We start from the raw sequence: 25,430 nt of genomic DNA on the forward strand, positions 1-25,430 counted from the left end.
CAGGTAGGCGCGCTGGTCGCGCACCTGCTCCACGTCGACCTTGACCCAGCGCAGCCAGGTCTCCTGCAGGACGTCCTCGGCGTCGGCCGCCGAGCCGAGCATCTCGTAGGCGACGGTGAACAGCAGGGTGCGGTGGGCGACGAACGCCTCGGTGGCGGAGTCCATCCGGTCGTCACCGGCGATCGGCTCGCCTGTGCCCGTCGTCGGCTCGCTGCGCTCGTTCATGGCCGGCTCCTGCCCCGTTCACTCGACTGTGCTCCATACACGAGACTCCGGCCCTCACCGCTGTGTGACACCCATGACCGGTGGCGCACATCACATGACCGCGCTGTCACAAGGGCCGGGCCACCGGCGCCTCATGGTCGTCAAGACGATGCGAGCGGCACCCGACTCCACGAGTGATCGCCTCGGCCCGTTGCGTGGTGACCGCCGCGCAATCGCCACCGCAGAAAGAACGGAAAGACATCATGAGCAAGGTCTGGTTCGTCACCGGTTCGTCCCGCGGCCTCGGCCGCGACTTCGTCGAGGCCGCCCTGTCCCGCGGCGACAAGGTGGCCGCGGCCGTCCGGAACACCGCAAGCCTGGACGCGCTGGTCGCCGCCTACGGCGACGCGCTGCTCCCGCTCGAGATGGACGTGACCGACAAGGCCGCCGTCTTCGAGAGCGTGAAGCGGGCCAAGGAACACTTCGGCCGCCTCGACGTCATCGTGAACAACGCCGGCTACGCCCAGGTCGGCGCGATCGAGGAGCTGACCGAGCAGGAGCTGCGCGACCAGATGGAGACCAACCTGTTCGGCGCGGTGTGGGTCGTGCAGGCCGCGCTGCCCTATCTGCGCGAGCAGCGCTCGGGCCGCATCATCCAGCTGTCCTCGGCGGCCGGGGTCATCGCCATGCCGCTCGGCGGCGCCTACCACGCCTCCAAGTGGGCGCTGGAGGGCCTGAACGAAGCCCTCGCCGGCGAGGTCGCCGACTTCGGCGTCAAGGTGACCATCATCGAGCCCGGCGGGTTCGCCACCCGCTCCGGCAAGAACCCCGACCCGCTCAACAACGGCCACATGGCCCAGCTCAACCCGGCCTACGACGGCCTCCGCCGGCGCCTCGGCGCGATCGCAGGAAAGCAGCCCGCCGGTGACCCGGCCGCCGCGGCCCAGGCACTCCTCAAGCTCGTCGACGCCGACAACCCGCCCCTGCGGGTGCTGTTCGGCCAGGGCTTCTACCCGATGATCCAGAAGGTCTACGCCGACCGGCTCAAGACCTGGGCCGACTGGCAGGACCTTTCGGCGGAGGCTCACGGCAATCTCGATCAAGAAGCTCGGTGACCCACCGCCCCTGTCCACGAACACGTGCTTCGGGCTCGCCCCGGGGATGACGCCGGCCGCGTGAACAGATGCGATTTCGCCGCACCTCCGGCTTCTGGACCAGCCCGACCAGCGGGCAGCGGTACGGCACGCGGTGGATCGTGAACATCCCCGCGCTGGATACCGGTCTCACCGTCGTCGCCAAGCCGGGACACGAGCTCCAGAGCGCCTTCGGCGGCCTCTACGAGGGCGCGGCCACCGTCACCGGACGGTACCGGGGCAAGCCGATCACCGGGCAGGCCTTCGTCGAGCAGAACGGCAACTGGCGATAGCGCTCGCGCAGTTGCCCGATCCCGAGTACTCAGAGACTTCCCGTAGAGAAGAGCACCCATGTCCATCCGTCACTTTCTTGCCACCGCCGCAGCCGGTCTGCTCGGACCGCCCGACGCCCCCGGTATCTCCTACCTGAGCGCCGGGCGGCTCGGAGCCATCGTGGCCGCACTGGTCGGGCTGACCGCCGTAGCGATCGGTGGGCTGGTTCTCACCGGTCGTATCGGCACCGTCAACCGGCGAAGGTGGGCCATCGTCGCCCTGCTGGCGGGGCTGATCAGCGTGGCCGTCGGTGGGTCGGTCGTCGCCACCTCCGACGGTGGCATCGGCACCGGCAACGGGCTGGCCGGGGCCGTCGTGGCCCTGGTGGTGGGGTTGATCGGCACGGCCCTCGGCGGGCTGGCTCTCGCCCGCTCCCGCCGGCAGCGGCTGGTCAGCTGACCGACAGGACCTACGAGGCGCGTGGTGAGCGGGACGACGCCGAGTGCGGCCGGCCTGATCGCTATGGCGCCTCGACCAAGGTGCGAAGGGTCAGTGGCCGGGCGAGTATCCGGTCAAGGACCCGCTGGGCGTGACGCAGGTGGGGGGTGGTGAAGTGCTCGTCGAAGGCCTGCCGGTTCTCCCACCGCTCCACGATCACCATGCGGGCGGGTTCGTTGGGGTCGGCGTAGGCCCGGTAGGCGAGGCAGCCGGGTTCGTCCAGCGTCGGCTCGATCAGGGCTTCCAGCGCTGTGCGGAGCCGATCATGCTGGCCGGGCGCGGCGAGGAACTCGGCGATGACGAAGAGGGTCATGATCCGGTCTCCTTCATGCGTGGCGGGCGGAGCCTGCAGTTCTCGGCGGAGGTCCTGGACGCGGTGGCCAGGGCCCTGCGTCTGGACCCGGCGGAACGCGAGCGTCTGCACCGGCTGGCGCGCCCCACCCCGGCGGCGGCGGAGGAGCACACGGACAGCCCGAGGAGCTGTCGTCCGCCAGCCGCGAGTTCCGCCAGATCTGGGCGGAGCACGACATCAAGGCCCCGGAGCACGGCAGCCACCTGTACAGGCATCCGCTGGTCGGCGAGCTCCAATTGACCTACGAGACCCTCCGGCTGCCCGGCCACCCCGATCTCGCCCTGGTCGTCCACACCGCCGAGGAGGGATCCCCGTCCCAGGAAGCACTCCGCATCCTGATCCGGCGACACCCGTATTCCGGTACTCATGCCGAGGGCGATACGGGTGTCGTGGCAGAGGGGAAGGCTTAGCGCCGAGCGCGCCGCCTCTCGCCTGACCTGCGGGGCTCCTCTCGGGTCCCGTCGAGGATGCCGTCACCTGCGGAACGTCGCCAGTACGGCCTGGCCCGGACGGCCACGCGCCGCCGCGCCGCCTTCGTCTCGCCCCTGGCGTGGGCGTCCGGCTCCGACGGCATGGTCGGAGCCGGGTCGCAGCTGGTCGGAGCTCAGCCGGATGTCCTGGACGTGCCGGCAGCGGTCGTGGTCGGCCGCAGGCGGGAGGAGGTCGACAGCGCAGCGCCCCAGGGGAGGTTGTCCGTCGGCCACAGCTCACGCTGCTGCTTCTTGAGCATGGTCTCGACTCTGCCGCCCACGGGGCAGCGGAAGCCGTGCGGAGGCAGGGTCAGCGAGATCAGGTAGTTGTCGATCGGCACCGTGCTGCACTCGTCCTTGCCGTAGATGCGGTGACCCCAGCCCTCGTAGGTGATCAGGCGCGCCTTGGGGCCGAGCTGCCGGGCCACGTTGGCGGACCAGGAGTACGGGGTGGCTGGGTCGTGCAGGGAGTTGCCCAGCAGGATCGGAGCGCTGCCCGTGTAGCGGAGCCGGTGCTGCGGGTTGGTGGTGGGGTGGTCGAGGCAGACGGGCAGGTCCTCGATCGGCATCGGGTTGTAGCGCATGTCAGGGGCGCGGCGGTTGGAGCTGCGCAGCAGCCAGGCGTATTCCTTGTAGCTGCGCACTCGCAGGTTGTAGTCCTGGCAGAGGACCGCGGTGGGCAGCTGGGCGATTTCCCCCGGAACGGGCTGCCGGCCGGGCAGCGGGGGCACCCACGACGGGGGCTCTCCGCCGTCAAGGGCGCGAAGCATCTCGCTCAGCAGCTGCCAGGCAGGCCCTTCGGTGCCCAACACACCCTGCCACTGGACCTGGATCTCCGTCATCGGGCGGTCCGTGACGCCCGGGTAGTACAGCCGGCCGCTGCGCGCCTTGGCCAGGATTCTCTCCCACACCGCCCGGACGTCCTTGCCGTGCAGGGCGCAGCCGGGCTCCTGGTCGCACCAGCCGACGAACTGGTCGAAGGCGTCCTCGACGGCTGCTGCCTCGGTGTCGAGGAAGGCCTTGACGCCGAGGCTGTGGTCCATGTTGCTGTCCAGGGCCATGGCCCGGATCCGGCTCGGGAACAACTCGGCGTACATCTGGCCGATCAGCGTCCCGTACGAGATCCCGTAGTAGGTGAGCTTCTCCTCGCCCAGCGCGGCGCGCAGGGCGTCCACGTCGCGCGCGACGTTGGCCGAGTCGACGTGGTCGTACAGCGGGCCAGTACGTGCCCGGCAATCCGCGCGCAGCTTCTTGGCGTAGGCGGTCCACCTGACGAAGTCGGCCTGGCTCTTCATGACGGCGTACGGCATCTGGTTGAACACCGACGCCGAGCAGATCACCGGGTGACTGCGGCCCACACCCCGAGGGTCGAAGCCGACGATGTCGAACCGCTTCCGCAGTTCCTCGGTGAAGAAGCCAGGAGCGCCGTAGGCGGCCTCCACGCCCGACCCGCCAGGACCGCCCGGGTTGATCACCAGGGATCCGACGCGGGCCGCGGGGTCGGTGGCCTTGCGGCGGGCGATGGCCAGGTCGATGGTGGGCCCGTTCGGACGGGACCAGTCGATCGGCACCGCCAGCTTGCCACACTCGGCGGAAGGCTCCTCCTCGCACGGAGCCCAGGCGATGCGGCCCTTCGCGGGGGTCGGGGTTGCCGAGGTGGCCGGGGTCGAGGACGCCGTCGGAGTCGACGATGTCGTCGGGGTTCCCGAAGCCGTCGGGGTTCCCGAAGCTGTCGGGGTCGCCGTGGCTCCGTCTCCAGGGGCCGCCGCGACCGCCGACGATATGGGTAACAGCGTTGCCATCGCCACGAAGGCGGCGGCAAGCAGAGAAGACCTTCCTCGCACAGTGCTCCAATCGTCGATCGGCCGGTCGGCCCGCTCGTGCGGCGCCCGACCGGCCCTGATCATCTCGGTCGACAGCCGCGACGACGCAGACGTCGGCGGCAGCGAACGCGGCCCCCGTCTTGACCGCGACAAATCGACGGCAGCACGTTACAACAGCGACGTCCAGAAGATCCTGACAATGACGGTGAAGATCGCAGTCGCCAACTCTTGAAGGGATTCACGACGCCGGCTGTCAGGCGATCCCCCAGGATCCCCCTGGCATGACCGCACCCGAGACCCAGGCGGATCCGGCCGAAGGTGGCGCATCACCTGCCGGCGCGACACGTGTCAGTGGCGCCGTACCCGGACCTGGGTCCATGCGATGCCCATGTCACCGTCGCCTGCTGGTCAGACCGCTCGGTGCCTGGCGAAGCTCTTCCACCTGCGACGCGGTGTTCGAGTAAGCCGTCACCGGCTCCACAGCGAACGGCCTGGCGTGCCCTCGCCTCCGTTGGGACGCCGCCGTACGGACTCCGATGCGCCGAGGGGCCGGACGTGTTCCGTTCGTGCGGCCCTGAGTCCGGGTGGGGCGCGTTGACAGGTGCCGTGCTCGGCTGTCGAGCCGCGCGGTGAAGTGATGCGCTCTGGAGCCCTCCGCTCTCCGCGCAACCGGTGGTTTGAGTCTCCGAGGGGGACGATTAGGGCATGTCCGGAATATCGGATAGCTCGATGTATTGATCATCTTCGGCGTATTTGATCTCGACCGTTGCGCCGTAATCCGGAAGACCGGATTATCTTGATCACCATCGTCTCGGCTGAATGCCGGAGAGGAGACATCATGATCGGTCTCGTCGATCGTCTGCTGGCACGGGTCGCCCACAAGGCGACCGTGGAGGCGGGCTGCAGCAACTACTACTACTGCTCTGGCGGCGTCAGGTACCTGCGCCAGTGCTGCCTGAACGAGGGGTGCACGACCGTCAGGGTCGGCACTTGTTGATGATGTAGTTGGGCTGGCTTCCGGCGGGCGGTGGGCCACCACCGCCCGCCGACCGGTGGAGGTAGGCGGATGGAGTACGTGCGGATCGGATGCGTCTGCCTGGTGGGCCTGGTCTTCGCGGTCACGGCGGTGTCGAAACTGCGTGACTTCCAGGGGTTCGCCCGGTCGCTTCCCGCGCTTGTCACTGTCCCGGGCCGGGCCGTCAGGCCGCTGGCCGCGGTGGTGGTGGCCCTGGAGGCGCTGGTCCCGATCCTGGTCGCTGTGCCGGCGGCCACGCCGTACGGCCTCGCGCTCGCCGGCGGACTGCTCGTCGCGTTCACCGCGGCGATCGCCATCGCGCTGAGGAGGGGGCAGCGTGCCCCGTGCCGCTGTTTCGGCGCGTCCGCCGCGCCCCTGGGCGCTCGTCACCTGGTCCGCAACAGCCTCCTGATCGCCGCCGCCTCGCTCGCCGTGCTCCTGCCCGGTGGCTCGCCGGTGCTCGCCGGGACGTCCATGGCACTGGGCGCGGGCCTGATCGGGACGATTCTGATCGTCTCTTTCGACGACATCGTCGATCTCTTCGCTAGGAACACCTGATGCCCTTCCTGACTGCCGCAGTCGTGATCATCGGCCTGCTGTGCGTGTTCAACCTGCTGCTCACCCTCGCTCTCATCCGCCGGACGAGGCACACGGGCGTGGGCGCCGCTCCGGCCGCCGGTCCCCCCATCGCGTTGCGTCCCGGCGCACCGGTCGGCGAGTTCGCCGCCGAGACCGTCGACGGGGAGACGGTGTCCCACGACACGGTCACCGGTCTGGTCGGGTTCTTCTCCGCGGGATGCGAACCCTGCCACAAGCTCCTGCCCCGCTTCGCCGAGCACGCCCGCACACTCGGACGGGAGAACGTGCTGGCGGTCGTCGCGGGGGACGACCCGGAGGCGGTCAGCGCGCTCGAACCTGTGGCCCGCGTGATCGTGGAGGACTACGACGGCCCCGTGGCCGGCGCATTCCAGAACACCTGGACCCCGGCGCTCTACCTGCTTGGTTCCGATCACCGCGTCGTCGCCGCAGGCGGCCGCCTGGAAGACCTCTCCATCGCGTCGTCGGCATGACCTCCCACGGGGCGATCCGGCAGGCCGGGATCCGGGAGCTGGCCTCGGCCGCCGCGGCGGCCCTGTCGCTGACCTGGCGGTCGGCGCCAGGAGGGGTGATCGGCCAGGCCGCCTTGACGATCGCCGAGGCCGCGGCGCCCATCGCCGCCGCGTGGCTGACCAAATCCGTCCTCGACCGGTTGACCACCCCGGACGGCGCGGTCGCCGGGCTCGCGATCGGGCTGGCCGCGGCGGGTCTGGCCGCCGCGGCGCTGCCGGGGTTCGGCCGCTACCTGCGCGCCCAGATCGGTCGCAGGGCCGGGGCGGAGGCGACCGACAGGCTGTTCGCGGAGGCCGAGCGGCAGGTCGGTCTGCGGCGTTTCGAGGATCCGGTCTTCCTCGACCGCTTACGCCTGGCCCAGGAGGGGGCAGGGACCACCGGCGACCTCGTCAACGGCATCTTCGGCGGTCTGCACGGCATCCTGTCCCTCGCCGGCTTCGTGGGTTCGCTGCTGGTCCTCAGCCCCGCCATGACGGCGCTCGTGGTGCTGGCCGCCGTCCCGGCGCTCGTCGCCGAACTGCTGCTGTCGCGGAGACGGGCCGCCGTGCAGTGGGACACCGAGCAGATCCACCGGCGCGAGTTCTTCTACAGCCGTCTGCTTACCGGCGTCCAGGCTGCCACGGAGATCCGGCTGTTCGGCGTCGGCGCGTTCCTGCGTGCCCGGATGATGGCCGAGCGGCGCGAGGCGAACGCCGCAGAAACCCGGATGGACCGCCGTGAACTGGTCGCTCAAGGCGGCCTGACCGTGCTGAGCGCGGTGGTCGCAGGCGCCGGACTGTGGTGGGCGATCACGGCCGCCCGCCGCGGCTCGCTCAGCGTCGGCGACGTCGCCATGTTCGTCGCGGCCATCGGCGGCGTGCAGGCCGGGCTGAACACGCTCATCTCCTCGGTCGCCTCCGCCCACCAGCGCCTGCTCACCTTCTCGCACTACGTCGCGGTGACCAGGGCCGAGCCGGACCTGCCGAGCGCCGACGAGGGCACGGCTCCCGCCCTGCGCCGGGGCATCGAGCTGCAGGACGTGTGGTTCCGCTACAGCGACGACCATCCCTGGGTGCTGCGCGGGGTCGATCTGACGGTTCCGCACGGCCGGTCGGTGGCCCTCGTCGGGCTGAACGGCGCGGGCAAGAGCACCCTCATCAGACTGCTGTGCAGGATGTACGACCCGACGCGCGGCCGGATCCTGTGGGACGGTGTGGACCTGCGGGACATCCCTCCCGCCGCGTTGCGCGAGCGGATCAGCGCCGTGTTCCAGGACCATATGAACTACGACATGACCGCCGCCGAGAACATCGGACTCGGCGACCTGGCCGCTTTGGGGGACCCGGTCCGTATCAGGGAGGCGGCCGTCCGCGCCGGCGTGGACGAGACGCTCTCCGGGCTTCCGCGCGGGTACGACACCCTGCTCACGCGCATCTTCTTCTCCGAGGCCGACAAGGGCGACGCGGAGACGGGCGTGGTGCTGTCCGGCGGGCAGTGGCAGCGTCTCGCCCTGGCCAGGGCCCTCGTCCGCGACGGCAGGGACCTGATGATCCTCGACGAGCCCAGCTCCGGCCTCGACCCGGAGGCCGAGCACGAGGTCCATACCCGCATCAGGGAGTATCGGGCCGGCCGTACGAGCCTGCTCATCTCTCACAGGCTCAGCGCCGTGCGGGACGCCGACCTCATCGCCGTGCTGCACGAGGGGCGGATCGCCGAGCAGGGACCCCACGAGGAGCTGCTCGAGGCGGACGGTCACTACGCCCGGCTGTTCCGGCTCCAGGCCGCGGGATACCAGGAGGCGCGGTGAAGTGGGGCAGGCTGCTGCTCCCGGCGTGCGGCGCGCTGGCGGCGGGGGCCTCGCTGTGGTGGATCCGCCGGAGCTATCTGGTCGCCACCGTCGAGGGGCCGAGCATGGAGCCCTCGTTCCGCTCCGGCGACAGGCTGCTCGTACGCAGGGCCAGACGGGTCCGCGTCGGCCAGATCGTGGTTGTCCGGATCCCTGACCCTCCCATGCTGTACGAGCCGCCACCGGGCCTCGAACCGGGCGCCGAGGTGGAGCTGGTGAAGAGGGATCGGCCCGGCTGGCGGCTCCTCGTCAAGCGGGCGGCCGCGGTGCCCGGCGATCCCGTGCCGAGAGAGCGCTTCCCTGCGCTGAGCGACGTCCCGGAGACCGTCGTGCCTCGGCGTGCCCTCGTCGTGCAGGGCGACAACGCGAACGCCAGCTGGGATTCCCGGGCCTTCGGCTTCGTCCGGGGCGACCAGCTCGTCGGCGTCATGGTGCGCCGGCTGCCGCCGCTCTGACCGCCGCCGGTCACCGGCGGGGGAAGACCCAGCGGTCCGGCAGCGTGTAGCGGATCGCCGTGACCGCCAGCGAGGCGCACACCAGCGCCGTCCCCTCCGCCCAGCGCGCGCCGGTTGAAGGTCCAGCCGGTTCGCCTCGGTGTTGACGACGGCGGTGGCCGCCGGCGCCGAACAGGTTGGCCGCCGCGGCGGGCATGGCGGTGCGCAACAGCAGGTAGAGGCGGGCGTTCCCCTTCCACGGTCGAGGTCACAGACGCCGCCGCGCGCGGGCCATCAGCGAGACTCCGGGCAGCCACGAGAGGGGCAGGTACCGCTCGGCCGCCACGACGGCGGTCAGCGCCAGGTTCACGGGGGCGGGCAGTTCCTCCAGGTCGCAGCCGGTCGCGTTGCGCCTGCGGAAGGCCGCCACGGGCCGCAGCAGGACGTTCCAGCTCCACAGCCGCTCGATCACCAGCCCCGAGCTCCTGATCACCTCGGCCAGGCCTTCGCGCGTGTAGCGGCGGTGGTGGCCGAGGGCGACGTCGTGCGCCGACCACAGGCGCATGTCGCAGGGAACGGCGATGAACGCGGTGCCGCCGGGCTTCAGCACCCTGGCGATCTCGGCCGCGGCGGCGTGGTCGTCGTCGATGTGCTCCAGCACGTCCAGCGCCGTCACCAGGTCGTATTCGGCGTCGCCCAGGGGAAGCGCGCGCAGGTCGGCCTTAATGGCGTCGAGGCCGCGCTCCCTGGCGTAGGCGACGGCGGTGTCGGACTGGTCGGCGGCCAGGGCGTGCCAGCCGTACCGCTGGAAGACCCTGGTGTTGCCGCCGCCGGCCGCGCCGACGTCGAGCGCGCGGCCCGGACGTCCGATCCTGCGCAGTTCGCGCGCGAGGATGGCCCGCCGCTCCCTGTACCACCAGTGGCGGTCCTCCAGCTCGACCGCGCGCCTGATCTCGGCGGCTTCCATCGATCTCCTCAGATGCGGCGAAACACGCGATTCCAGGCAGCATCCTGGCGGCTCGGCGCGTCGCAATCCAAAGCGACTGGCAAATAGTCACTAATCTTGACTATAGTGGGGCGAGTAAGACCCATCGGGAGGAGACCGAGATGTTCGTCGAACTGACCCGCTTCACGGCGACACGCGCAGCCGAGCTGCTGGCCGCGCGGCCGCAGATGGTGGCCGACTTCGAGGCCGACCGCGCGGGCTTCCTCGGCGCCAGGCTGGTACGGCTGGCCGGCGACGAGTGGCTGGACATCGTCGACTGGCGCTCGGCCGACGACTTCGCCGCCTCGCGCGCCAAGGGCGCCAACCTGCCGGGCATCGCCGCCTTCTTCGCCGCGATCGACGCCCTGGTCAGCGACGAGCAGGGTGAGGCTCAGATCCCGGACAGCGTCCGCAGGCCCTGAACCAGCAGCGCCCGCTCCGCCTCGGTCAGCATCCCGTACGGCACGGCCGCCCGCAGGTTGGTGTCCCGCTCGACCGCCTCCCACAGGGGTCCCTCGCGCAGCGAGGCGACCTCCTGGGCGGTGAGCCCGGCCGCCTGCCACGCGGCGGCGTGCGCGTCGGCCCGGTGGTAGCGGAACGCGGCGACCCTGTTGAACAGCGCCACCCCCGGGGAGACCCCCTCAGGCTCGTACGGCGGAGCCATCAGCTCCAACGCCCCGCCCGGCAGCCGCTCCGCTCCGTCGAGCAGCCTGCCGAGCAGCACACCCAGCTCGGAGACGAGCTCCTCGTGCCGGGCCCACAGCTTGGCCGTCGCCCGGTCGTGCAGCTCGTAGAGCCCCTCGATGAAGGCCAGCGTGACCGGCGTGGCGTGCAGCCCGCCGTCCCCGTCCTCTCGCAGGGCGCCCTGGAGCAGCTGCGCCTCCACCTCGGCTGCCTGCTCCCGCGCCGTGCCGTACCGGTAGACGGTCGCCAGTCCCGCGCGGGTGAGCGGCCGCAGCGGCAGCACGTAGCGCTGGTCGATGAGGAAACCGGGGCGCAGGCCCGACCGCCGCACGTATTCCACGCCGAGCTGCCGGTCGGCGGCGTGCACGTCGATGTGCACCGCGTCGATCAGGGGTGCGATCGCCGCCGCGTAGCCCGCTAGTTCCTGCATGGTGGGTCATTATGGCGATCTGGTGTGATAGGCGGAAATCACTACGATGGTCGGCCATGATGACAGCCGCGGTAAGCGCCTTACTTTTGATCGCCGCTCCTGACCCGGTCGTCGCGCTCCGGCAGCAGTTCGTCCCCGGTCACGGGGTGACGTTCAGCGAGCGCGCCAAGACGATGATCGACGGCGATCTTTTCAGCATCAGCAAGCGCAGGGGTGTCGTGGAGTTCGACCGCTCCGGAGTCGTCGCCTACGACGTCAAGGCCAGGTCGGGACTGGCCAAGGGGGCCGTCCGCACGATCGCCGTCGGTCGGGCCACGTACCAGCGGGGCGGCGTGATCGGCAAGAAGTGGGTCAGGTCGGCCAGCAGGCCGGGCGCGCGCACGCCGTTCTTCAGCCCGATCCTCGTCCTCGACCCCGCCGCCATGAAGGCCATGCTCGCGACCAAGGGCATGATCACCGGCAGCGCGCTCTACGAGGCCTCGCCCGCCTACCGCGCCACGGTCGCAAGCGCGAAGCAGGCCCCCGCCTTCATCTTCTGGAAGCTGTCCACCGACCGCGAGGGACGGCCGGCCAAGCTGGTGACGTGGTGGACCGAGCCGGACAGCGAGCTCGGGAGCGTCTCCAAGAGGAGTACGCTCCGCCTCATCTCCTGGGGCGTCCCCGTGAAGATCGTGGCCCCGGCTTCCTCCTGACGGAGTACGGCGACCGTCAACTCCTGGAGGATGCCGCACCGGCGGCCGACGGGCGATCGTGGGGGCACATCCGACGAAGGAGACCCAGATGACCACGCGCCCTTTCAGGTTCGGCGCCGTCGCGGGCTACGCGCCCGGCGGCGGGGCATGGACGGGGCTCGCCCGCCGGGCTGAGCAGCTCGGCTACGGCAGCCTGCTGATCCCTGACACCCTCGGCACGCTGGCCCCGTTCCCCGCGCTGGCCGCCGCGGCCGCCGCGACGACGACCCTGCGCCTCGGCACGTACGTGCTCAGCGCGCCCAACCGCACGCCAGGCCAGGTGGCGTGGGAGGCGCGCACCCTCCAGACCCTGTCGGACGGCCGCTTCGAGCTGGGGCTCGGCGCGGGGCGCCCGGGGGCCGAGGCCGACACCGCCAAGCTCGGCGTCCCGTACGGCACGCCCGCCGAGCGCGTCGCCCGCCTCGCCGAGACCATCGACGCGGCAGGCGAGATGCCGATCCTCATCGCCGCCGCCGGTCCGCGCCTGCTGCGCCTGGCCGCGAGCAGGGCCGACACCATCGCCCTCGCCATGCCCGCGCAGGCCACCGAGGACCAGCTCGCCGCCAAGCTCGACGAGCTGTACGAGGTGGCGGGCGACCGCTTCACGCGGCTGGAGCTCAACCTCAACCTGGCGGCCATCGGCGACGACCTGCCGCCGTGGCTCAGGCAGCAGGTCGGCGGCGAGCCGCACGGCGTGGGATTCCTGAAGGATCGGCCGACGAGATGGCCGAGACGCTGCAGAAGCGGAGGGAGCGCCTCGGCATCTCCTACATCTCGATCAACGCCTACTACCTGGAGGCGTTCGCGCCGGTCGTGGAGCGCCTCGCCGGTACCTGACAGAAGATGGCAGGCATGAGGGGGACGATCGACCCATGACCGCACAAGGAACCTTCGTCACGTTCGGCTGGACCCCACAGGAGCCCTACGACGTCGCCGACGGCGTCTCGCTCGCCTTCGTCACCCTCGGCAAGACCTTCGAGGGCGACCTGAAGGGCTCGAGCACCGTCACCATGATCGTCTCGTCGTCGGAGCACGAGGACTCCCGGTCGTACGTGGCAATGGAACGGGTCTCCGGCTCGATCGGCGACCGTGAGGGCACGTTCGTCCTGCAGCACAACGCGGTAAGCGACGAGGGCGACGACGCGCTCACCTGCACGGTCGTGCCCGGCTCCGGCACAGGAGGGCTGAAGGGCCTGCGCGGACAGCTGCGCATCCTCATCGCCCCTGACGGAGGGCACTCCTACGTCTTCGACCACCGGCTGCCCTGACGCGCTCACCCGGCCAGGGCCACCACGGCGGCGACGACCTCAGGTCCGTCGAGCAGCGCCAGGTCGTTGTGTCCCGCCCCCTCGACCTCGACCAGCGTGACCGGCCCTCCGGCGGAGGCGGCCACCGTACGGCTCAGCGCGGGCGGGACGATCGTGTCGCGGGAGCCGTACACGACCGTGGTGGGCACCCGCACCGACGCCAGCGGGCCCGCGACGGGCAGGCGGTCGCGCAGGAGAAGCCCGACGGGCAGGAACGGGTAGTGGTGGCGGCCCGCCGCCGCCAGATCGGTGAAGGGGGAGCGGAGCAGCAGCCCCATGGGCGGCTGCCGCACCGCCAGCGCGGTGGCGACGGCGGCGCCCAGGCTCTCGCCGAAGTAGATGACCGGCCCCTTCACCAGGGCGCGCGCGGCGAGGGCGTCGCGCAGCAGGCCGTCCTCCGAAGGGGAGCCAGGATTGCCGCCGTAGCCGCGATAGTCCATGAGCAGCACGTCGAACCCCTCGCGGGCCAGGGCGGCGGCCAGCGGCGCGCGATGCAGGCGGTTGCCCGCGTTGCCGCCCGTCACCAGAACGGTGACTCCCCGCCGCCCGCCCGTGACGTGCCAGGCCGTCAGCGTGAGCCCGTCCGAGGTGGTGAACGTGACGTCGTGCGCGCCCGGCAGGACCGATCCCGCCGACGGCACGACACTGGCGTCGGGCAGGTAGATCAGGCGGCGTTGGAACACCCACAACAGGGCCAGCGCCACCGCGCCGACCACCACGACGGCGAGCACGGCCTTGATCACGCCGAGTCCGCGCTCGGTGCGCACACGGTCACACTGTCCGATCCTGCTCGCCGCGCGGCCGTCAGTAAAGGTCCAGCGCGCGAGCGTACAGACGAAGGAAGACGCGCTGGACCACGGGGACGACTGGGCCGCCGAGCCTGGTGAGCGCGCTTCCCGGACGGCTGAACACGGTGATCGTGACCCGTGCCCTGCCGTCGGGCAGGCGCTCGAGGAGGAAGCTCTCCTCGCCGCTCTCGGGATGACCGGGCAGCGTGCCGTAGGCCCAGCCGACCCTGTCGGCCTCCTCGACCACCCACACCACCCGGCAGGGGGCGTCCAGCACGGCCAGCCGTACGGTGATCTCCACACCCGGCGCCGCCCTCGGCGCCGAGACGCGCGGGCGCAGGCCGACGCGTCGCTGCGCCTGCCAGGTCATCAGCGCCTCGGCCGCCGCCTCGAAGGAGGAGCTGAGCACCCGCGAGTGGCGCAGGTGGTGGTAGCCGTCGGGCAGCTCGCCGGTCAGCGTCGCGCCGACGTCGGGATAGGTGAACTCCATCACAGCCTCACAGTGGGTCGAGCCGCCGCAGCGCGGCGACGGCGCAGAGGGCGAAACCGAAGGCGTTGCCGACGCCGTGCGTGGCGATCATCGTCTCCAGCGGGGGATGTGGCAGCCCCGTCGCCTCGCCGACCGCCCACGCCATGGCCAGCGCCATGGTGACAGCCGACACGGCACCCGACAGCAGGAAGACGCCGCGGAAACGCCGCCACGCCAGCCAGCCGACCCACCACATGCCCGCCGTCAGCACCGCGGAACCGGCCAGTTCGGCCCAGTCGCCCACGAAGTAGCCGCCCAGGACGAGCAGCGTGCCCGCGGGCACGGTCAGAGCCGCGATCGGCGATCCCGACTCCCTGCCGACCAGCCCGGCGACCAGCGCCGCCGCGAAACCGGCGAAGTGGAAGTGCGCGACGGTCAGGGCGAGCATCTGCGGCGTATACCCGAGCAGGTCGTAGCCGCCACGCTCGGCGATCAGCGAGACGGCGGCGACGGACGGCGTGGCCAGCGCGGTGGCGGCCGCGAGCCGGGCGGGGTCGAGCCTCCGCAGGCGGGGGAGCGCGTGAAAGGCCAGGTAGAGCGTGGCGACGCCGTACGCGGCCGCGAGGGCCACGGCGAGCGGGCCTCGGGGCAGCCACAGCGAGGGCGCGCCCGCCACCGCGCCGGCGAGGAACGGCCATGGGCGCACGTCGAGCAGGCGCAGGCCGAGCGGGATGACGACCAGCATGCCAAGGGTCACGATGACGCCGACCAGGGGGGTCACAGTGCCTCCTCCGCTTTTGAACGTGTTCAAACACACGGTACCTCGACAGGATGATCGGGAACAGGCAGGGTGGCGTCATGCGTCGCAAGGGGGTCGTCCTGGTGCTGCTCGCGATGGCCGTGATCGTGACGGCCGCGATCGTGGTGGCCTGGCGAGGCCGGCGGCCCGATTGGACGGGCCAGGCGAGCGAGCGCGTGGTGCGCCTCGACGAGCGGGCGCGAGCCGACCTCATGGCCGTGATCGACGGCCACCTCGAGAACCACGACACAGCGGGCGGGCTTCTCGCCGAGACCAGGCCCGAGCTGCGGCCCCGCACCTTCTGCCACGAGGAACTCGTCGAGGTACGGCAGGGCGGCGACGGGCTCCTGGCGGGGGTGGTCGCCGCCTGCAGCGAACTGGCCCCCGAGGCGGGCGCGCTCGTCGAGGGCACCGGCTACGTGACGGCGATCCTGCTCACGGTGAGGGACGGACGCGTCCTGCGCGCCGAGCCGGCGCAGGACGGCTCGGCGCATCTGCCGTCGATCCGCGCCATGTTCTCGCCGGAAGGCGCGCCGCGAGCCATGGACCTGCTGATGCGGCCCGCGAGGCTCGCCGAGTCCACGGAGGCGGCGGCGAAGAAGTGGTACGGCCTCAGCGGGTAGCGCCGAAGGCGCGGCGGTAGGCCGAGGGGGAGGTGCGCATGGCGCGGCTGAAGTGATGCCGGAAGGTGACGGGGCTTTCGAACCCGACCGCCGCCCCGATCTCCTCCACCGGGGCGCCCGTCGACTCCAGCATCGGCAGGCTGGCCGCGACGCGCTGCGAGATCACCCAGCGCAGCGGCGAGGTGCCCGTCTGCGCCTTGAAGTGCCTGATGAACGTGCGCTCGGCCAGATGCGCCACCCTGGCCAGGTCGGCCACGGCGATCGGGTCGGCCAGATGCGCCATGGCCCACTCCATGGCTCTGGCCACCGCGTCGTCGTCCTCCACCGCCGTCACGGCCGCCTGGATGAACTGCGCCTGCCCGCCTTCCCTGTGCGGCGGGATGACCAGCCGGCGCGCGACCGCGTTGGCCACGTTGGCGCCGTGGTCGTTGCGGACCAGATGGATCAGCAGGTCGAGCCCCGCCGCGCTGCCCGCGCTCGTCAGGATCCTGCCGCCGTCGACGTACAGCACGTCGGGGTTGACGCGCACCGAGGGATGGCGGCGCTGGAGCAGGTCGGCGTACTTCCAGTGGGTGGTCGCCTCCCTGCCGTCCAGCAGGCCCGCTGCGGCCAGCGCGAAGGCGCCCGAACAGATCGAGACGATCCTGGCCCCCCGCGCGTGGGCGTCCGTCAACGCCTCGACCAGCGCGGGGGAGACCTGGGCCCGCACGTCGGCCACGCCAGGCACGATCACGGTGTCCGCCGCGGCCAGCACGTCCAGGCCGTGCTCGGCCCGCATGCTGAACCCGCCGACCACGCGCAAAGGCTCGCCGCTCTCCGCGCAGACCTTGAGGTCGTACCACGGCACCCGCAGCTCGGGCCTGGGCAGGCCGAAGATCTCCACGACGCAGCCGAGCTCGAAGGGGGACATGCCGTCGAAGGCCAGCGCGGCCACCGTGTGCGACCGGGTCGGAAGCGGAAGCAGCATGTCAGGATCGTATGCGTCCTGCGGCGGCCGTTTCGCTACGGGGCGGCGTTCCGACCGGCGGGCGTGACTGGCACGCTGAGTGTCATGGACGACATGCTCAAGGATCTGACCTCGGCCTCCCTGCCCACGGTCGCGCTCGTGCGCGACCTGAGCGAGGAGGAACTGGCCCTGCCCACGCCGTGCGCCGCATTCGACGTGCGGGGCCTGCTCACGCATCTGGAGTGGGTGGCCGAGACGTTCGAGTCGATGGCCGCCAAGGGGCCCAGGCCCGAGCAGGGCGAGTACACGGGCGACTTCCCCGAGCGGATGGGACGGACGCTCACCGCGTGGTCCGAGCCCGCCGCATGGGAGGGCGAGAGCTCGATCGGCATGCCCGTGGCCGCGACCGTGAACCTGCTGCTCGTCGACCTGATCGTGCACGGCTGGGACCTGGCCGCCGCGACCGGCCGCTCGTATCAGCCGGACGGGCAGGCCGTGGAGAGGGCGCTGGCCTTCACCCGGCAGATGGCGCCCATGGGGAGGGAGAGGGGTGCGTTCGGCGACGAGGTCGAGGTGCCAGGCGACGCGACCGACCTCGACCGGCTGCTGGGCGTCACAGGCAGGGATCCCGCCTGGACACCGTGATCACGCGTTGAACACGGTTTGCACTCGCTTGCGTCAAGCACCCGGCCACGCTCCTGACCGTCCCGTCGTAAGCGGTGGAGGTGGTCGCGATGAGGTTCAGTCCCTTACTGGTGATCGCGCTGTTGCTGGTTCTGGCCGCCTGCGGCGGCGGACCCGAAGGCACGGCGACGGCGTCGAAGGAGCGCGCGGCTCCTGCCCGGCCGCCAGGGGTCACGGCGCCGACCCATGCGCCAGGCGCCACGGCGTCGACGGCGCCCATGCCCAGCGCGGGAACCGATCAGAACGCCAGAGCCGAGTCCACCACGGCGTCCGAACCGCAGGTCGACAAGGAGACCGACGCCGAGGTGTCGCAGGTGTCGACGTTCGCGCTCGACGTCGACACCGCGTCGTACGGCTATGCCCGCCGCACCCTCGCTGAGGGCCGTTGGCCCGAGCCCGCGCAGGTGCGGCCCGAGGAGTTCGTCAACGCCTTCCGCCAGGACTACGCGCAGCCGCCCGACGACGGGTTCACCGTGCACGTCGACGGCGCGAGACTGCGGGACGACAACACCGCGGTGCTCAGGGTCGGCCTGCAGACCAGGGCGGCCGACGCCGCCGCCAGGCGTCCTGCGAACCTCACCTTCGTCGTCGACGTGTCGGGCTCGATGGCCGAGCCCGGCAGGCTCGACCTGGTCAAGCAGGCCCTGCACACGCTGGTCGACCAGCTCGCCCCCGGCGACCAGGTGTCGATCGTGTCCTTCAGCGACGAGGCCGCGCTGGTCGCCTCGATGACCCCGCTGACGGCCCGCGCCGACCTGCACGCCGCCATCGACAGGCTCGCCGTCGAAGGGTCGACCAACCTGGAGGACGGCCTGGTCTCCGGATACCGGGAGGCCCAGCGCGCCTTCCGCCCCGCCGCGACCAACAGGGTCATCCTGCTGTCGGACGGCCTGGCCAACACGGGAAGCACCGCCTGGCAGGCCATCCTCGACCGGGTCAAGGAGTACGCGGGCAAGCGGGTCACGCTGCTGACGGTCGGCGTGGGCAGGGACTACGGCGACGAGCTCATGGAGCAGCTCGCCGACAACGGCGACGGCGCCGCGGTCTACGTGAGCACCGTCGAGGAGGCGCGCAAGGTCTTCGTCGAGCAGCTGCCCGCCAACCTGGAGCTGCGCGCCCGCGACGCCAAGGCGCAGGTGGTCTTCAACCCGTCGGTCGTCCAGAGCTACCGGCTCGTCGGCTACGAGAATCGGGCGCTGGCGAGCGAGGACTTCCGCGACGACGCCAAGGACGGCGGCGAGGTCGGTCCCGGGCACTCCGTGACCGCGCTCTATGCCGTACGGCTGCGCGCGGGCGCCTCGGGCCAGCTCGCCTCGGCGACCGTACGATGGCAGGAACCCGACACCCGCAGACCCGCCGAGGCCAGCGATTCGGTGGCCGCCGCCGACCTGAGCGGCGCACTCTGGAAGGACTCGCCGTCCCGGCTGCAGGTGGACGTCGTGGCCGCCGCCTTCGCGCTGTACATGCGGGACAGGGAGGCGTTCGGCATGGACCTGCCGATGCTGGGCGAGCACGCGGGCCGTCTGGCGTCGACGACGGAGGACCCGGCGGTGGCCGAGCTCGCGAGCCTGATCGAGAAGGCCAGGACGGTCGGCTGACCGCTCTGGCGTGAGAAGCGCACGGTCGTTCGCCCCCGGTCGGGTCAGTCCCAGCCGGGGGCCGGCGGCAGAGGCCAGGCGGGCGGTTCGGGCAGCGGCCCGCCGACGGCAGGCGGTGCACAGGGCGCCCGCCAGCTGAGCCAGCCGAGCAGGGCGTGGCCCGAGCCCGCGACGGCAGGGCCGGTCGGCGACACGGTCCAGGAGCGGCCGAGGTCGACGGCTTCGACCCGCCCCACGGGGAAACTCCGTGCGGCGAGCGAGGTCAGGGTGTCGTCGAGGGCCCACGAGACGTAGGCGGCGGGCCAGTCGGCCGTGCGGTAGCCGGCGTCCAGGTCGACATGGTGGGTCTCGACCTCGCGCCAGCAGCGGTAGAGGCAGGCGTTCGCGCTACGGGCCAGGTGGGCGAGGACGTGGCCGCGGGTCCACGTGGGCAGGGCCGAGGGCGCGCGCACGCGCGTCGGTCAGGGCGGGCAGGGTGCCGGCGAGCCGGGCGCAGGATCGGGCGAGTTCGCCGATGACGCCGGGCACGTCGGCGCTGGTGTGCGTGCGGGACACGGGCCGCTCCTGAAGATCGCCGCGCGTCGTCCAGGCGCAGGGCGCTGCCCGGCATGCGCTGTTCCGGTGCGATCGTACTAGGAGTATCGTCCTCCATAGTTCGAAATGTCAGACCATTGTTCCAATTACTGGAAAATGGCGTTGGGAAACGGGTGTGATGTGACCGTCGTGAACCACTGGACACTGGCCGACCTCGAGACAGCCGTTCCCGGCGGCGTTCGGACACGCGCCACCGATCGGCTGCGCCTGGCCCACGACGCGTCCCACTTCCTGCTGCACCCGGAAGCCATCGTCACTCCGGCCGATCCGGCCCAGATCGGTCAGCTGCTCCGGTTGAGCGGCCGGCACGGCGTGCCGCTGACCTTCCGTTCGGGCGGCACGAGTCTCAGCGGCCAGGCCGTCACCGAACACCTGCTCGTCGACACGCGCAGGAACTTCCGTGACCTGGAGGTCCTCGACGACGGCAAGCGGGTCAGGGTGCAGCCAGGGGTGACCCTGCGCCAGGTCAACCTTCGTCTCGCCGCCTACGGGCGCAAGCTCGGCCCCGACCCCGCCAGCGAGTCCGCGTGCACGATCGGCGGCGTCGTCGCCAACAACTCGAGCGGCATGACCTGCGGCACCGAGCACAACACCTACCGCACCCTGGAGTCGCTGCTGCTGGTGCTGCCGAGCGGCACGCTGCTCGACACCGGCGCCGCGGACGCCGACGAACGGCTGCGCGCCACCGAGCCCGACCTGTTCGCCGGGCTCGAGCGCCTGCGCGACAGAGTACGGGCGAACCCCGACTCGGTGAGGCGCGTCAACGCCCAGTTCGCCATGAAGAACACCATGGGGTACGGACTCAACGCCTTCCTCGACCACACCTCGCCGAGCGAGATCCTGACCCGTCTGGTGGTCGGCAGCGAGGGCACGCTCGCCTTCGTCGCCGAGGCGACCTTCCACACCGTCCCCCTGCACCGGCACGCCGCCACGGGGCTGCTCATCTTCGAGACCCTCGGCCAGGCGATGGGCGCGATGCCCGAGCTGGTGGCCGCAGGGCCGGCGGCCGTCGAGTTGCTGGACGCCGTGGCCCTGCGCGTCGCGCAGCTCGATCCGAAGGCCGATCCGGTCCTGCGCGCCCTCACCGTGCGCGAGCATGCCGCCCTGCTCGTCGAATGGCAGGAGGGCGACGCCGAGGTCCTCGACGATCGCGTGCGCGCCGTCGGCCCCCTTTTGGCCGGCCTGCCCCTCGCCGGCCCGCCGCGGCTCAGCGGCGAGGCGGCGGCGCGGGCGGCGCTCTGGCACATCCGCAAGGGGCTCTACGCCGCCGTGGCCGGCGCCCGCCCGCCGGAGACCACCGCCCTCCTGGAGGACATCGCCGTCCCCGTGCCCGCACTGGCCGACACGTGCGCCCGACTCACCGACCTGTTCGGGCGTCACGGCTACGAGGACAGCGTCATCTTCGGCCACGCCAAGGACGGCAACCTGCACTTCATGCTCACCGAGCGGTTCTCCAGCGGAAAGGCGCCTGACCGGTACGAGGCGTTCACCGAGGACATGGTGGATCTCGTCCTCGCCCACGGCGGCACGCTCAAGGCCGAGCACGGCACCGGTCGCGTCATGGCGCCGTTCGTCCGCCGCCAGTTCGGCGACGAGCTCTACGAGGTCATGCGCGAGCTCAAGACGCTGTGCGACCCCGGAGGCATCCTCAACCCCGGCGTGCTGATCACCGACGATCCCACGGTCCACCTGCGCCACCTCAAGACCGTGCCGACCGTCGACCCCGAGGTGGACCGCTGCGTCGAATGCGGCTACTGCGAGCCCGTCTGCCCCAGCAAGGACCTGACGACCACGCCGAGGCAGCGCATCGTGCTCCGCCGCGAGATCGCGGTCGCCGAGGCGGCGGGTGACCGGAGGCTGGCGCGCGAGCTGCGGCAGGAGTACTCCTACGATGCCGTCGACACGTGCGCCGTCGACGGCATGTGCGCCACCGCGTGTCCTGTGCTCATCAACACCGGCGACCTGATGAAGCGCCTGCGCGCCGAACGGCGCGGGCCCGTCGCCCGGGCCGGGTGGCGGGTCGCGGCCGGCCGGTGGGCGGGCGTCACCCGCGGCATGGCCCGCGGTCTGGACCTGGTCGGCAAGCTGCCGCCCGCGCTGCCCGAGGGCGTGAGCCGGGCGGCCCGCGCGGTCTTCGGACCGGGGCGGGTGCCCCAGTGGCAGCGCGACCTGCCGAGGGGAGGCCGCGTCAGGAGAGCTCGCCCGGTGGCCGACCCGCACGCCGTCTACGTCCCCTCCTGCCTGGGTACGTTGTTCGCGCCAGGGGGCGGCGGCCAGGGTGTCGATGCCGCGCTGACGGCCCTGGCCGAGCGGGCGGGGATCCGCCTGCTCGTGCCGGACCCCATCGCCGGCCTGTGCTGCGGCACGCCCTGGTCGTCCAAGGGGATGTCGTCCGGGTACGCCGCCATGCGGGAGCGCGTGCTTCCCGCGCTGGAGCAGGCCAGTCTCGACGGCAGGCTGCCCGTCGTGAGCGACGCGGCCTCCTGCACGGAAGGGTTCGAGCGGCTGGTCGGGGCCGGCGGCGGGACGGTGCGGGTCGTCGACGCGGTCGCCTACGTCGCCGAGCAGGTCCTGCCCAGGCTGACCGTGCACCGCCGGCTGGCGTCGCTGGCGCTGCATCCCACGTGCTCGTCCACCCGACTGGGGCTCGACGACGCGCTGCGTGCCATCGCCGAGGCCATCGCCGACGAGGTCGTGGTGCCTGACGGCTGGCAGTGCTGCGGCTTCGCCGGCGACCGTGGGCTGCTGCATCCCGAGCTGACCGCCGCCGCGACCCGCGAGGAGGCCCGCGGGGTGGCGCTCAGGGACTTCGACGCCTACGCCTCGGCCAACCGCACCTGCGAGATCGGGCTCGCGCGCGCCACCGGCCGGCCGTACCGCCACCTGCTCGAGCTCCTGGAGGAGGCCACCCGCCAGGAGCACGCGTGACCGGGTGACGGGCCGGCCGGCGGCGACGCGGGGGACGGCGACGGCGGACGCCGCCGTCCCCCGAGCCGAGGCCGACAGATCTATCGGGTGGCGCGGGGGCCCGCGCCGGCCACGATGTCGGCGACCGCCGGGTCGTCGTCGAACGCCTCCTTCGGGAGCGTCGTGTTGTCGTAGAGCGACACGCCCGAGGGTGGATCACCCGGGTCGGCGTCCCAGACGTTGCCGATGAACGCCACGTGCTCCATCGGCGGCGACACGTTCAGCACCACCGGGTTGTCGGCCCGATGGACGACGTTGCCCTGGACGGTGACCCACGCGGCGCCGTAGTCGGTGTAGAGGCCGAAGTTGTAGGGCGTGATGGTGTCGCGGACGACGTTCCCGCGGATCAGCGCGCCGCTGGCGTACGAGACGCCCTGGCTGCCGGACAGGTAGATGCCGCCGCCGTCGGCCAGCACCTGCATCGTGTCGTGCACCAGGTTGTCGAGTACCTGGGCACCGCGCCCCTCGTACACCACGATCCCCGCGTGCGGCGCGTCGTTGACCCGGTTGTGCGACACGACGGTGTCCCTGGTGCCGGTCAGCAGGATCGCCGGCGATCCGTGGTAGTCGCGGCCGATGTGGTGGACGTGGTTGTTCTCGAGCCGGTGGCGGCGTGCCCCCGAGCCGATCACGACGCCACCGCCGCAGACCTCGTCGACGACGCTGTCGCGGAGTACGTTGTCGGAGCCCTCGCCGCGGAACTCCAGCGCGACCGCGCCCAGCCGGGTGAACCGGCAGCCTTCCAGCGTGACCCGCGACGCGTTCTCGAACACGACGTTGCCGGGCATGGCGGCCGGGTCGCCTGGGACGGTGACCTGCCCCTGGCCTTCGGCGAAGGTGACCGTCTGGAGCGCGCCGCCGTCGTAGAAGCCGTTGCCGTGATAGTGCAGGAACCCCTCGGGCGCGCTGGGCCGCAGCCAGGTCGCCTCCGCGAACGTGATGCCGCGGAAGGCGACGTCGTGGACGTCGCGGGCGTGCACGAGCGTCTCGAGCACCGGCGCCACGACATCGTCGAGCTTCTCGCCGGGAAGCGGCAGGTAGTGCAGGACTCCGCCGCCCAGCGCGAAGGTGCCCTCGGTCAGGAACGCGGGGCTGTTCTCGGCCGAGGTCGGGGCGTCGGCGCCGTTGGACTCGCCGGCGCCGGGACCGTCCCAGCTGATGACCGACTGGTAGAGCCGCGCCGCCCAGCCGAAGGCGGGCTGCGCCATGGCGACGGTCGTCGAACGCTCGTCACCGGAGATCCGCGACACCTGGCAGCGAGCCTCGGACCAGGGATAGGCGCCCCGGTAGACGAACTCCACCTCGCCCTGCCACGACCCGGGCGCGGGATCGTCGATGACGTAACCGGTCTCGGTCCTGGTCAGTCGCTGGTCGAGGGTGACGGAGGCCCGTACGGCCCGCCTCCCCGAGACGTAGAGCTGGCGGCTGGCGAGGCCGGGTACCTCGGCCCTGCAGACGCCGTCGTCGCCCCTGCGCCAGCCGGTGATCGGCCGGCCGCCGCTGATGACGACCTCCTCCTGTACGGCGGTGCCGTAGCCGTAGGCCTGGTAGACGACGCCGGAGTCGGCGCCGGAGAGCCGGAACGGCTCGGTGAGCCGGTACGTGCCCGCCCTGAGGTTGACCACGGTGCCCGGCGCCGCCGCGGCGCGGGCCCGGTCCAGCGTGGCGAACGGCCGCTCGATCGTGCCGGGACCCGCGTCGTCGCCCGCTGGATCGACGAAGAACATAGAGACGTCCTCTCGTGTGTATGCTGTACACTTCTGGTATACAGCATAGACAGGGAGGGGAGTCAAGATGGCGAATCCGGATCGCAGCACGGAGTTGCTGTGGGGTGCCACGTCCAGGCGCGGCCTCAGCCTGGAGCGGATCGTGCGAGCCGCGATCGAGCTGGCCGACGCCGAGGGCCTGACCGCGGTCTCCATGCGAAGGGTCGCCGAACGGCTCGGCTTCACCACCATGTCGCTGTACCGCCACGTGCCGGGCAAGGCCGAGCTGATCGACCTCATGCGGGACGAGGTCATCGGGGAGAAGGTGGACGACGGCACCGGGCGGCGTGCCGGCTGGCGGGCTGAACTGGAGGCGTGGGCGCGGGCCGAGCTGGCCCTCTACCAGCGGCATCCCTGGCTGATCGAGTCGCACGGATCCCGGCGCGTGCCGGGGCCGAACGCGGTGGCCGGCTTCGAGCGGGCGCTGGAGGTGGTGGCGCGGACCGGGCTGCCGCCTGCGGAGGTGGTGGCCGTGGTCACCCTTGTCGGCGGCTTCGTCGAGAGCGCCGCCCGGCAGGTGATCGAGACCGCCCACACCGAGCGGCGCACCGGGGTCAGCGAGGAGGAGTGGTGGGGGGGCCGCGATTCGCTCTTCGAGCACCTGGACCGGTATCCGACGCTGAGCCGGCTGTACCGGGAGGGCGGCTACGACGCGCCTCTCGACCCGTTCGAGTTCGGCCTTCAGCGGGTGCTCGACGGGATCGAGGCCCGCGTCCGTGATGAAAGTCGTGATGAAAACGCATGTGTAGTGTGCGGGAAGGCCGTGGACACGGCCGCCACCGGCAGGCCGCGGGACTACTGCTCCCGCGCCTGCCAGCAGCGCGCCTACCGGATGCGCAAGGGCTGACCGTCGTCGAACTCCTCCCGGAGGCCGCGGCGGACGTACGACGTGCCGACCGGAACCCGGCGGAGTCGCCGGACT

Annotated in this window: 31 protein-coding genes; 19 read left to right on the top strand and 12 right to left on the bottom strand. The window is 71.7% G+C overall.

The annotated features are described in order from the left end of the window. Positions 1–225: sigma factor (locus ACFSKW_RS18470; RefSeq protein ID WP_379573488.1), on the bottom strand; the 225-nt coding region annotated here is incomplete at its 3' end. Positions 226–467: 242 nt separating this feature from the next. On the opposite strand from ACFSKW_RS18470, the gene ACFSKW_RS18475 reads away from it, so the two are divergent. From ACFSKW_RS18475 to ACFSKW_RS18485, 3 genes are all read left to right on the top strand, one after another. Then, the gene (locus tag ACFSKW_RS18475; RefSeq protein ID WP_379573489.1) at positions 468–1,319 is read left to right on the top strand and encodes an SDR family NAD(P)-dependent oxidoreductase; all 852 of its coding nucleotides are present in this window, start codon (positions 468–470) and stop codon (positions 1,317–1,319) included. A gap of 68 nt (positions 1,320–1,387) precedes the next feature. Continuing rightward, complete coding sequence (locus ACFSKW_RS18480; protein ID WP_379573490.1) at positions 1,388–1,630, top strand: lipocalin family protein; 243 nt, start codon at positions 1,388–1,390, stop codon at positions 1,628–1,630. Between the two features lie 58 nt (positions 1,631–1,688). After that, positions 1,689–2,069 carry a DUF6223 family protein gene (locus ACFSKW_RS18485; protein ID WP_379573491.1) on the top strand — a complete coding sequence of 127 codons (381 nt, stop codon included), beginning with the start codon at positions 1,689–1,691 and terminating at the stop codon, positions 2,067–2,069. Positions 2,070–2,130: 61 nt separating this feature from the next. Here ACFSKW_RS18485 and ACFSKW_RS18490 read toward each other — a convergent pair whose 3' ends face one another. Next, the gene (locus tag ACFSKW_RS18490; RefSeq protein ID WP_379573492.1) at positions 2,131–2,421 is read right to left on the bottom strand and encodes a putative quinol monooxygenase; all 291 of its coding nucleotides are present in this window, start codon (positions 2,419–2,421) and stop codon (positions 2,131–2,133) included. A gap of 167 nt (positions 2,422–2,588) precedes the next feature. On the opposite strand from ACFSKW_RS18490, the gene ACFSKW_RS18495 reads away from it, so the two are divergent. Then, positions 2,589–2,870 carry an MmyB family transcriptional regulator gene (locus tag ACFSKW_RS18495; protein WP_379574554.1) on the top strand — a complete coding sequence of 94 codons (282 nt, stop codon included), beginning with the start codon at positions 2,589–2,591 and terminating at the stop codon, positions 2,868–2,870. Between the two features lie 194 nt (positions 2,871–3,064). On the opposite strand, the gene ACFSKW_RS18500 is transcribed toward ACFSKW_RS18495, so the two are convergent. Continuing rightward, on the bottom strand, positions 3,065–4,501 hold the full coding sequence (locus ACFSKW_RS18500) for an alpha/beta fold hydrolase (RefSeq protein ID WP_379573493.1): 1,437 nt from the start codon (positions 4,499–4,501) through the stop codon (positions 3,065–3,067). Between the two features lie 52 nt (positions 4,502–4,553). Here ACFSKW_RS18500 and ACFSKW_RS18505 point away from each other — a divergent pair, with 52 nt between their 5' ends. The 6 genes from ACFSKW_RS18505 to ACFSKW_RS18530 all read left to right on the top strand — a co-directional run bounded on the left by ACFSKW_RS18505 (position 4,554) and on the right by ACFSKW_RS18530 (position 9,158). Beyond that, positions 4,554–4,985, top strand: a complete 432-nt coding sequence (locus ACFSKW_RS18505) for a hypothetical protein (protein ID WP_379573494.1) — start codon at positions 4,554–4,556, stop codon at positions 4,983–4,985. Between the two features lie 606 nt (positions 4,986–5,591). Then, positions 5,592–5,750 (top strand): hypothetical protein, encoded by a 159-nt coding sequence (locus tag ACFSKW_RS18510; RefSeq protein WP_379573495.1) that lies wholly within the window; start codon positions 5,592–5,594, stop codon positions 5,748–5,750. A gap of 69 nt (positions 5,751–5,819) precedes the next feature. Further along, the gene (locus ACFSKW_RS18515; protein ID WP_379573496.1) at positions 5,820–6,326 is read left to right on the top strand and encodes a MauE/DoxX family redox-associated membrane protein; all 507 of its coding nucleotides are present in this window, start codon (positions 5,820–5,822) and stop codon (positions 6,324–6,326) included. Continuing rightward, on the top strand, positions 6,326–6,838 hold the full coding sequence (locus ACFSKW_RS18520) for a TlpA family protein disulfide reductase (RefSeq protein WP_379573497.1): 513 nt from the start codon (positions 6,326–6,328) through the stop codon (positions 6,836–6,838). The genes ACFSKW_RS18515 and ACFSKW_RS18520 overlap by 1 nt, the downstream gene beginning before the upstream one ends. Next, positions 6,835–8,664 (top strand): ABC transporter ATP-binding protein, encoded by a 1,830-nt coding sequence (locus ACFSKW_RS18525; protein WP_379573498.1) that lies wholly within the window; start codon positions 6,835–6,837, stop codon positions 8,662–8,664. Before ACFSKW_RS18520 ends, ACFSKW_RS18525 begins: the two co-directional genes overlap by 4 nt. Beyond that, positions 8,661–9,158, top strand: a complete 498-nt coding sequence (locus ACFSKW_RS18530) for a S26 family signal peptidase (protein ID WP_379573499.1) — start codon at positions 8,661–8,663, stop codon at positions 9,156–9,158. Before ACFSKW_RS18525 ends, ACFSKW_RS18530 begins: the two co-directional genes overlap by 4 nt. Before the next feature lie 10 nt (positions 9,159–9,168). Here the strand turns inward: ACFSKW_RS18530 and ACFSKW_RS18535 are convergent, their stop codons facing one another. Both ACFSKW_RS18535 and ACFSKW_RS18540 read right to left on the bottom strand, forming a co-directional pair. Beyond that, positions 9,169–9,366 (bottom strand): hypothetical protein, encoded by a 198-nt coding sequence (locus tag ACFSKW_RS18535; protein WP_379573500.1) that lies wholly within the window; start codon positions 9,364–9,366, stop codon positions 9,169–9,171. 39 nt (positions 9,367–9,405) lie between these two features. Then, on the bottom strand, positions 9,406–10,104 hold the full coding sequence (locus ACFSKW_RS18540; RefSeq protein ID WP_379573501.1) for a class I SAM-dependent methyltransferase: 699 nt from the start codon (positions 10,102–10,104) through the stop codon (positions 9,406–9,408). Between the two features lie 140 nt (positions 10,105–10,244). Here ACFSKW_RS18540 and ACFSKW_RS18545 point away from each other — a divergent pair, with 140 nt between their 5' ends. Further along, complete coding sequence (locus ACFSKW_RS18545; protein ID WP_379573502.1) at positions 10,245–10,544, top strand: hypothetical protein; 300 nt, start codon at positions 10,245–10,247, stop codon at positions 10,542–10,544. On the opposite strand, the gene ACFSKW_RS18550 is transcribed toward ACFSKW_RS18545, so the two are convergent. Further along, positions 10,514–11,236: a hypothetical protein gene (locus ACFSKW_RS18550; RefSeq protein WP_379573503.1), complete on the bottom strand. Its 723-nt coding sequence runs from the start codon at positions 11,234–11,236 to the stop codon at positions 10,514–10,516. The genes ACFSKW_RS18545 and ACFSKW_RS18550 overlap by 31 nt on opposite strands. Before the next feature lie 56 nt (positions 11,237–11,292). Between ACFSKW_RS18550 and ACFSKW_RS18555 the strand changes: the two genes are divergently transcribed. From ACFSKW_RS18555 to ACFSKW_RS18565, 3 genes are all read left to right on the top strand, one after another. Further along, positions 11,293–11,928 (top strand): thioredoxin domain-containing protein, encoded by a 636-nt coding sequence (locus ACFSKW_RS18555; protein WP_379573504.1) that lies wholly within the window; start codon positions 11,293–11,295, stop codon positions 11,926–11,928. Between the two features lie 88 nt (positions 11,929–12,016). After that, a complete protein-coding gene (locus ACFSKW_RS18560; RefSeq protein WP_379573505.1) occupies positions 12,017–12,823 on the top strand; it encodes an LLM class flavin-dependent oxidoreductase in 807 nt (268 codons plus the stop codon). A 16-nt stretch (positions 12,824–12,839) separates the two neighbouring features. After that, entirely contained in the window at positions 12,840–13,235 is a 396-nt protein-coding gene (locus tag ACFSKW_RS18565) for a DUF3224 domain-containing protein (protein WP_379573506.1), read from the top strand. A 5-nt stretch (positions 13,236–13,240) separates the two neighbouring features. Here the strand turns inward: ACFSKW_RS18565 and ACFSKW_RS18570 are convergent, their stop codons facing one another. From ACFSKW_RS18570 to ACFSKW_RS18580, 3 genes are read right to left on the bottom strand one after another with little or no spacing between them, the layout of a single operon-like run. Further along, positions 13,241–14,041, bottom strand: a complete 801-nt coding sequence (locus ACFSKW_RS18570) for an alpha/beta hydrolase (RefSeq protein ID WP_379573507.1) — start codon at positions 14,039–14,041, stop codon at positions 13,241–13,243. Between the two features lie 37 nt (positions 14,042–14,078). Next, on the bottom strand, positions 14,079–14,552 hold the full coding sequence (locus ACFSKW_RS18575) for a DUF1990 family protein (protein WP_379573508.1): 474 nt from the start codon (positions 14,550–14,552) through the stop codon (positions 14,079–14,081). A 7-nt stretch (positions 14,553–14,559) separates the two neighbouring features. Next, positions 14,560–15,312, bottom strand: coding sequence for a YndJ family protein (locus ACFSKW_RS18580; RefSeq protein ID WP_379573509.1), 753 nt, complete (start codon positions 15,310–15,312; stop codon positions 14,560–14,562). Positions 15,313–15,389: 77 nt separating this feature from the next. On the opposite strand from ACFSKW_RS18580, the gene ACFSKW_RS18585 reads away from it, so the two are divergent. Next, the gene (locus tag ACFSKW_RS18585; protein ID WP_379573510.1) at positions 15,390–15,953 is read left to right on the top strand and encodes a hypothetical protein; all 564 of its coding nucleotides are present in this window, start codon (positions 15,390–15,392) and stop codon (positions 15,951–15,953) included. On the opposite strand, the gene ACFSKW_RS18590 is transcribed toward ACFSKW_RS18585, so the two are convergent. Then, positions 15,943–16,920 carry a helix-turn-helix domain-containing protein gene (locus ACFSKW_RS18590; RefSeq protein ID WP_379573511.1) on the bottom strand — a complete coding sequence of 326 codons (978 nt, stop codon included), beginning with the start codon at positions 16,918–16,920 and terminating at the stop codon, positions 15,943–15,945. The genes ACFSKW_RS18585 and ACFSKW_RS18590 overlap by 11 nt on opposite strands. Positions 16,921–17,004: 84 nt before the next feature. Between ACFSKW_RS18590 and ACFSKW_RS18595 the strand changes: the two genes are divergently transcribed. Together ACFSKW_RS18595 and ACFSKW_RS18600 are read left to right on the top strand one after the other, a co-directional pair. Next, on the top strand, positions 17,005–17,544 hold the full coding sequence (locus ACFSKW_RS18595; RefSeq protein ID WP_379573512.1) for a TIGR03086 family metal-binding protein: 540 nt from the start codon (positions 17,005–17,007) through the stop codon (positions 17,542–17,544). A gap of 89 nt (positions 17,545–17,633) precedes the next feature. Continuing rightward, on the top strand, positions 17,634–19,181 hold the full coding sequence (locus ACFSKW_RS18600) for a vWA domain-containing protein (protein WP_379573513.1): 1,548 nt from the start codon (positions 17,634–17,636) through the stop codon (positions 19,179–19,181). Positions 19,182–19,225: 44 nt separating this feature from the next. Here the strand turns inward: ACFSKW_RS18600 and ACFSKW_RS18605 are convergent, their stop codons facing one another. Then, positions 19,226–19,633, bottom strand: coding sequence for a DinB family protein (locus ACFSKW_RS18605; RefSeq protein WP_379573514.1), 408 nt, complete (start codon positions 19,631–19,633; stop codon positions 19,226–19,228). A 271-nt stretch (positions 19,634–19,904) separates the two neighbouring features. Here ACFSKW_RS18605 and ACFSKW_RS18610 point away from each other — a divergent pair, with 271 nt between their 5' ends. Continuing rightward, on the top strand, positions 19,905–22,703 hold the full coding sequence (locus tag ACFSKW_RS18610; RefSeq protein WP_379573515.1) for an FAD-binding and (Fe-S)-binding domain-containing protein: 2,799 nt from the start codon (positions 19,905–19,907) through the stop codon (positions 22,701–22,703). Positions 22,704–22,783: 80 nt separating this feature from the next. Here ACFSKW_RS18610 and ACFSKW_RS18615 read toward each other — a convergent pair whose 3' ends face one another. Continuing rightward, positions 22,784–24,469 (bottom strand): right-handed parallel beta-helix repeat-containing protein, encoded by a 1,686-nt coding sequence (locus ACFSKW_RS18615; RefSeq protein WP_379573516.1) that lies wholly within the window; start codon positions 24,467–24,469, stop codon positions 22,784–22,786. A gap of 67 nt (positions 24,470–24,536) precedes the next feature. On the opposite strand from ACFSKW_RS18615, the gene ACFSKW_RS18620 reads away from it, so the two are divergent. Next, positions 24,537–25,355, top strand: a complete 819-nt coding sequence (locus ACFSKW_RS18620) for a TetR/AcrR family transcriptional regulator (RefSeq protein WP_379573517.1) — start codon at positions 24,537–24,539, stop codon at positions 25,353–25,355. The last annotated feature ends 75 nt before the right edge of the window (positions 25,356–25,430 follow it).

The organism is Nonomuraea mangrovi (assembly GCF_042681425.1).
Lineage (GTDB): Bacteria > Actinomycetota > Actinomycetes > Streptosporangiales > Streptosporangiaceae > Nonomuraea > Nonomuraea mangrovi.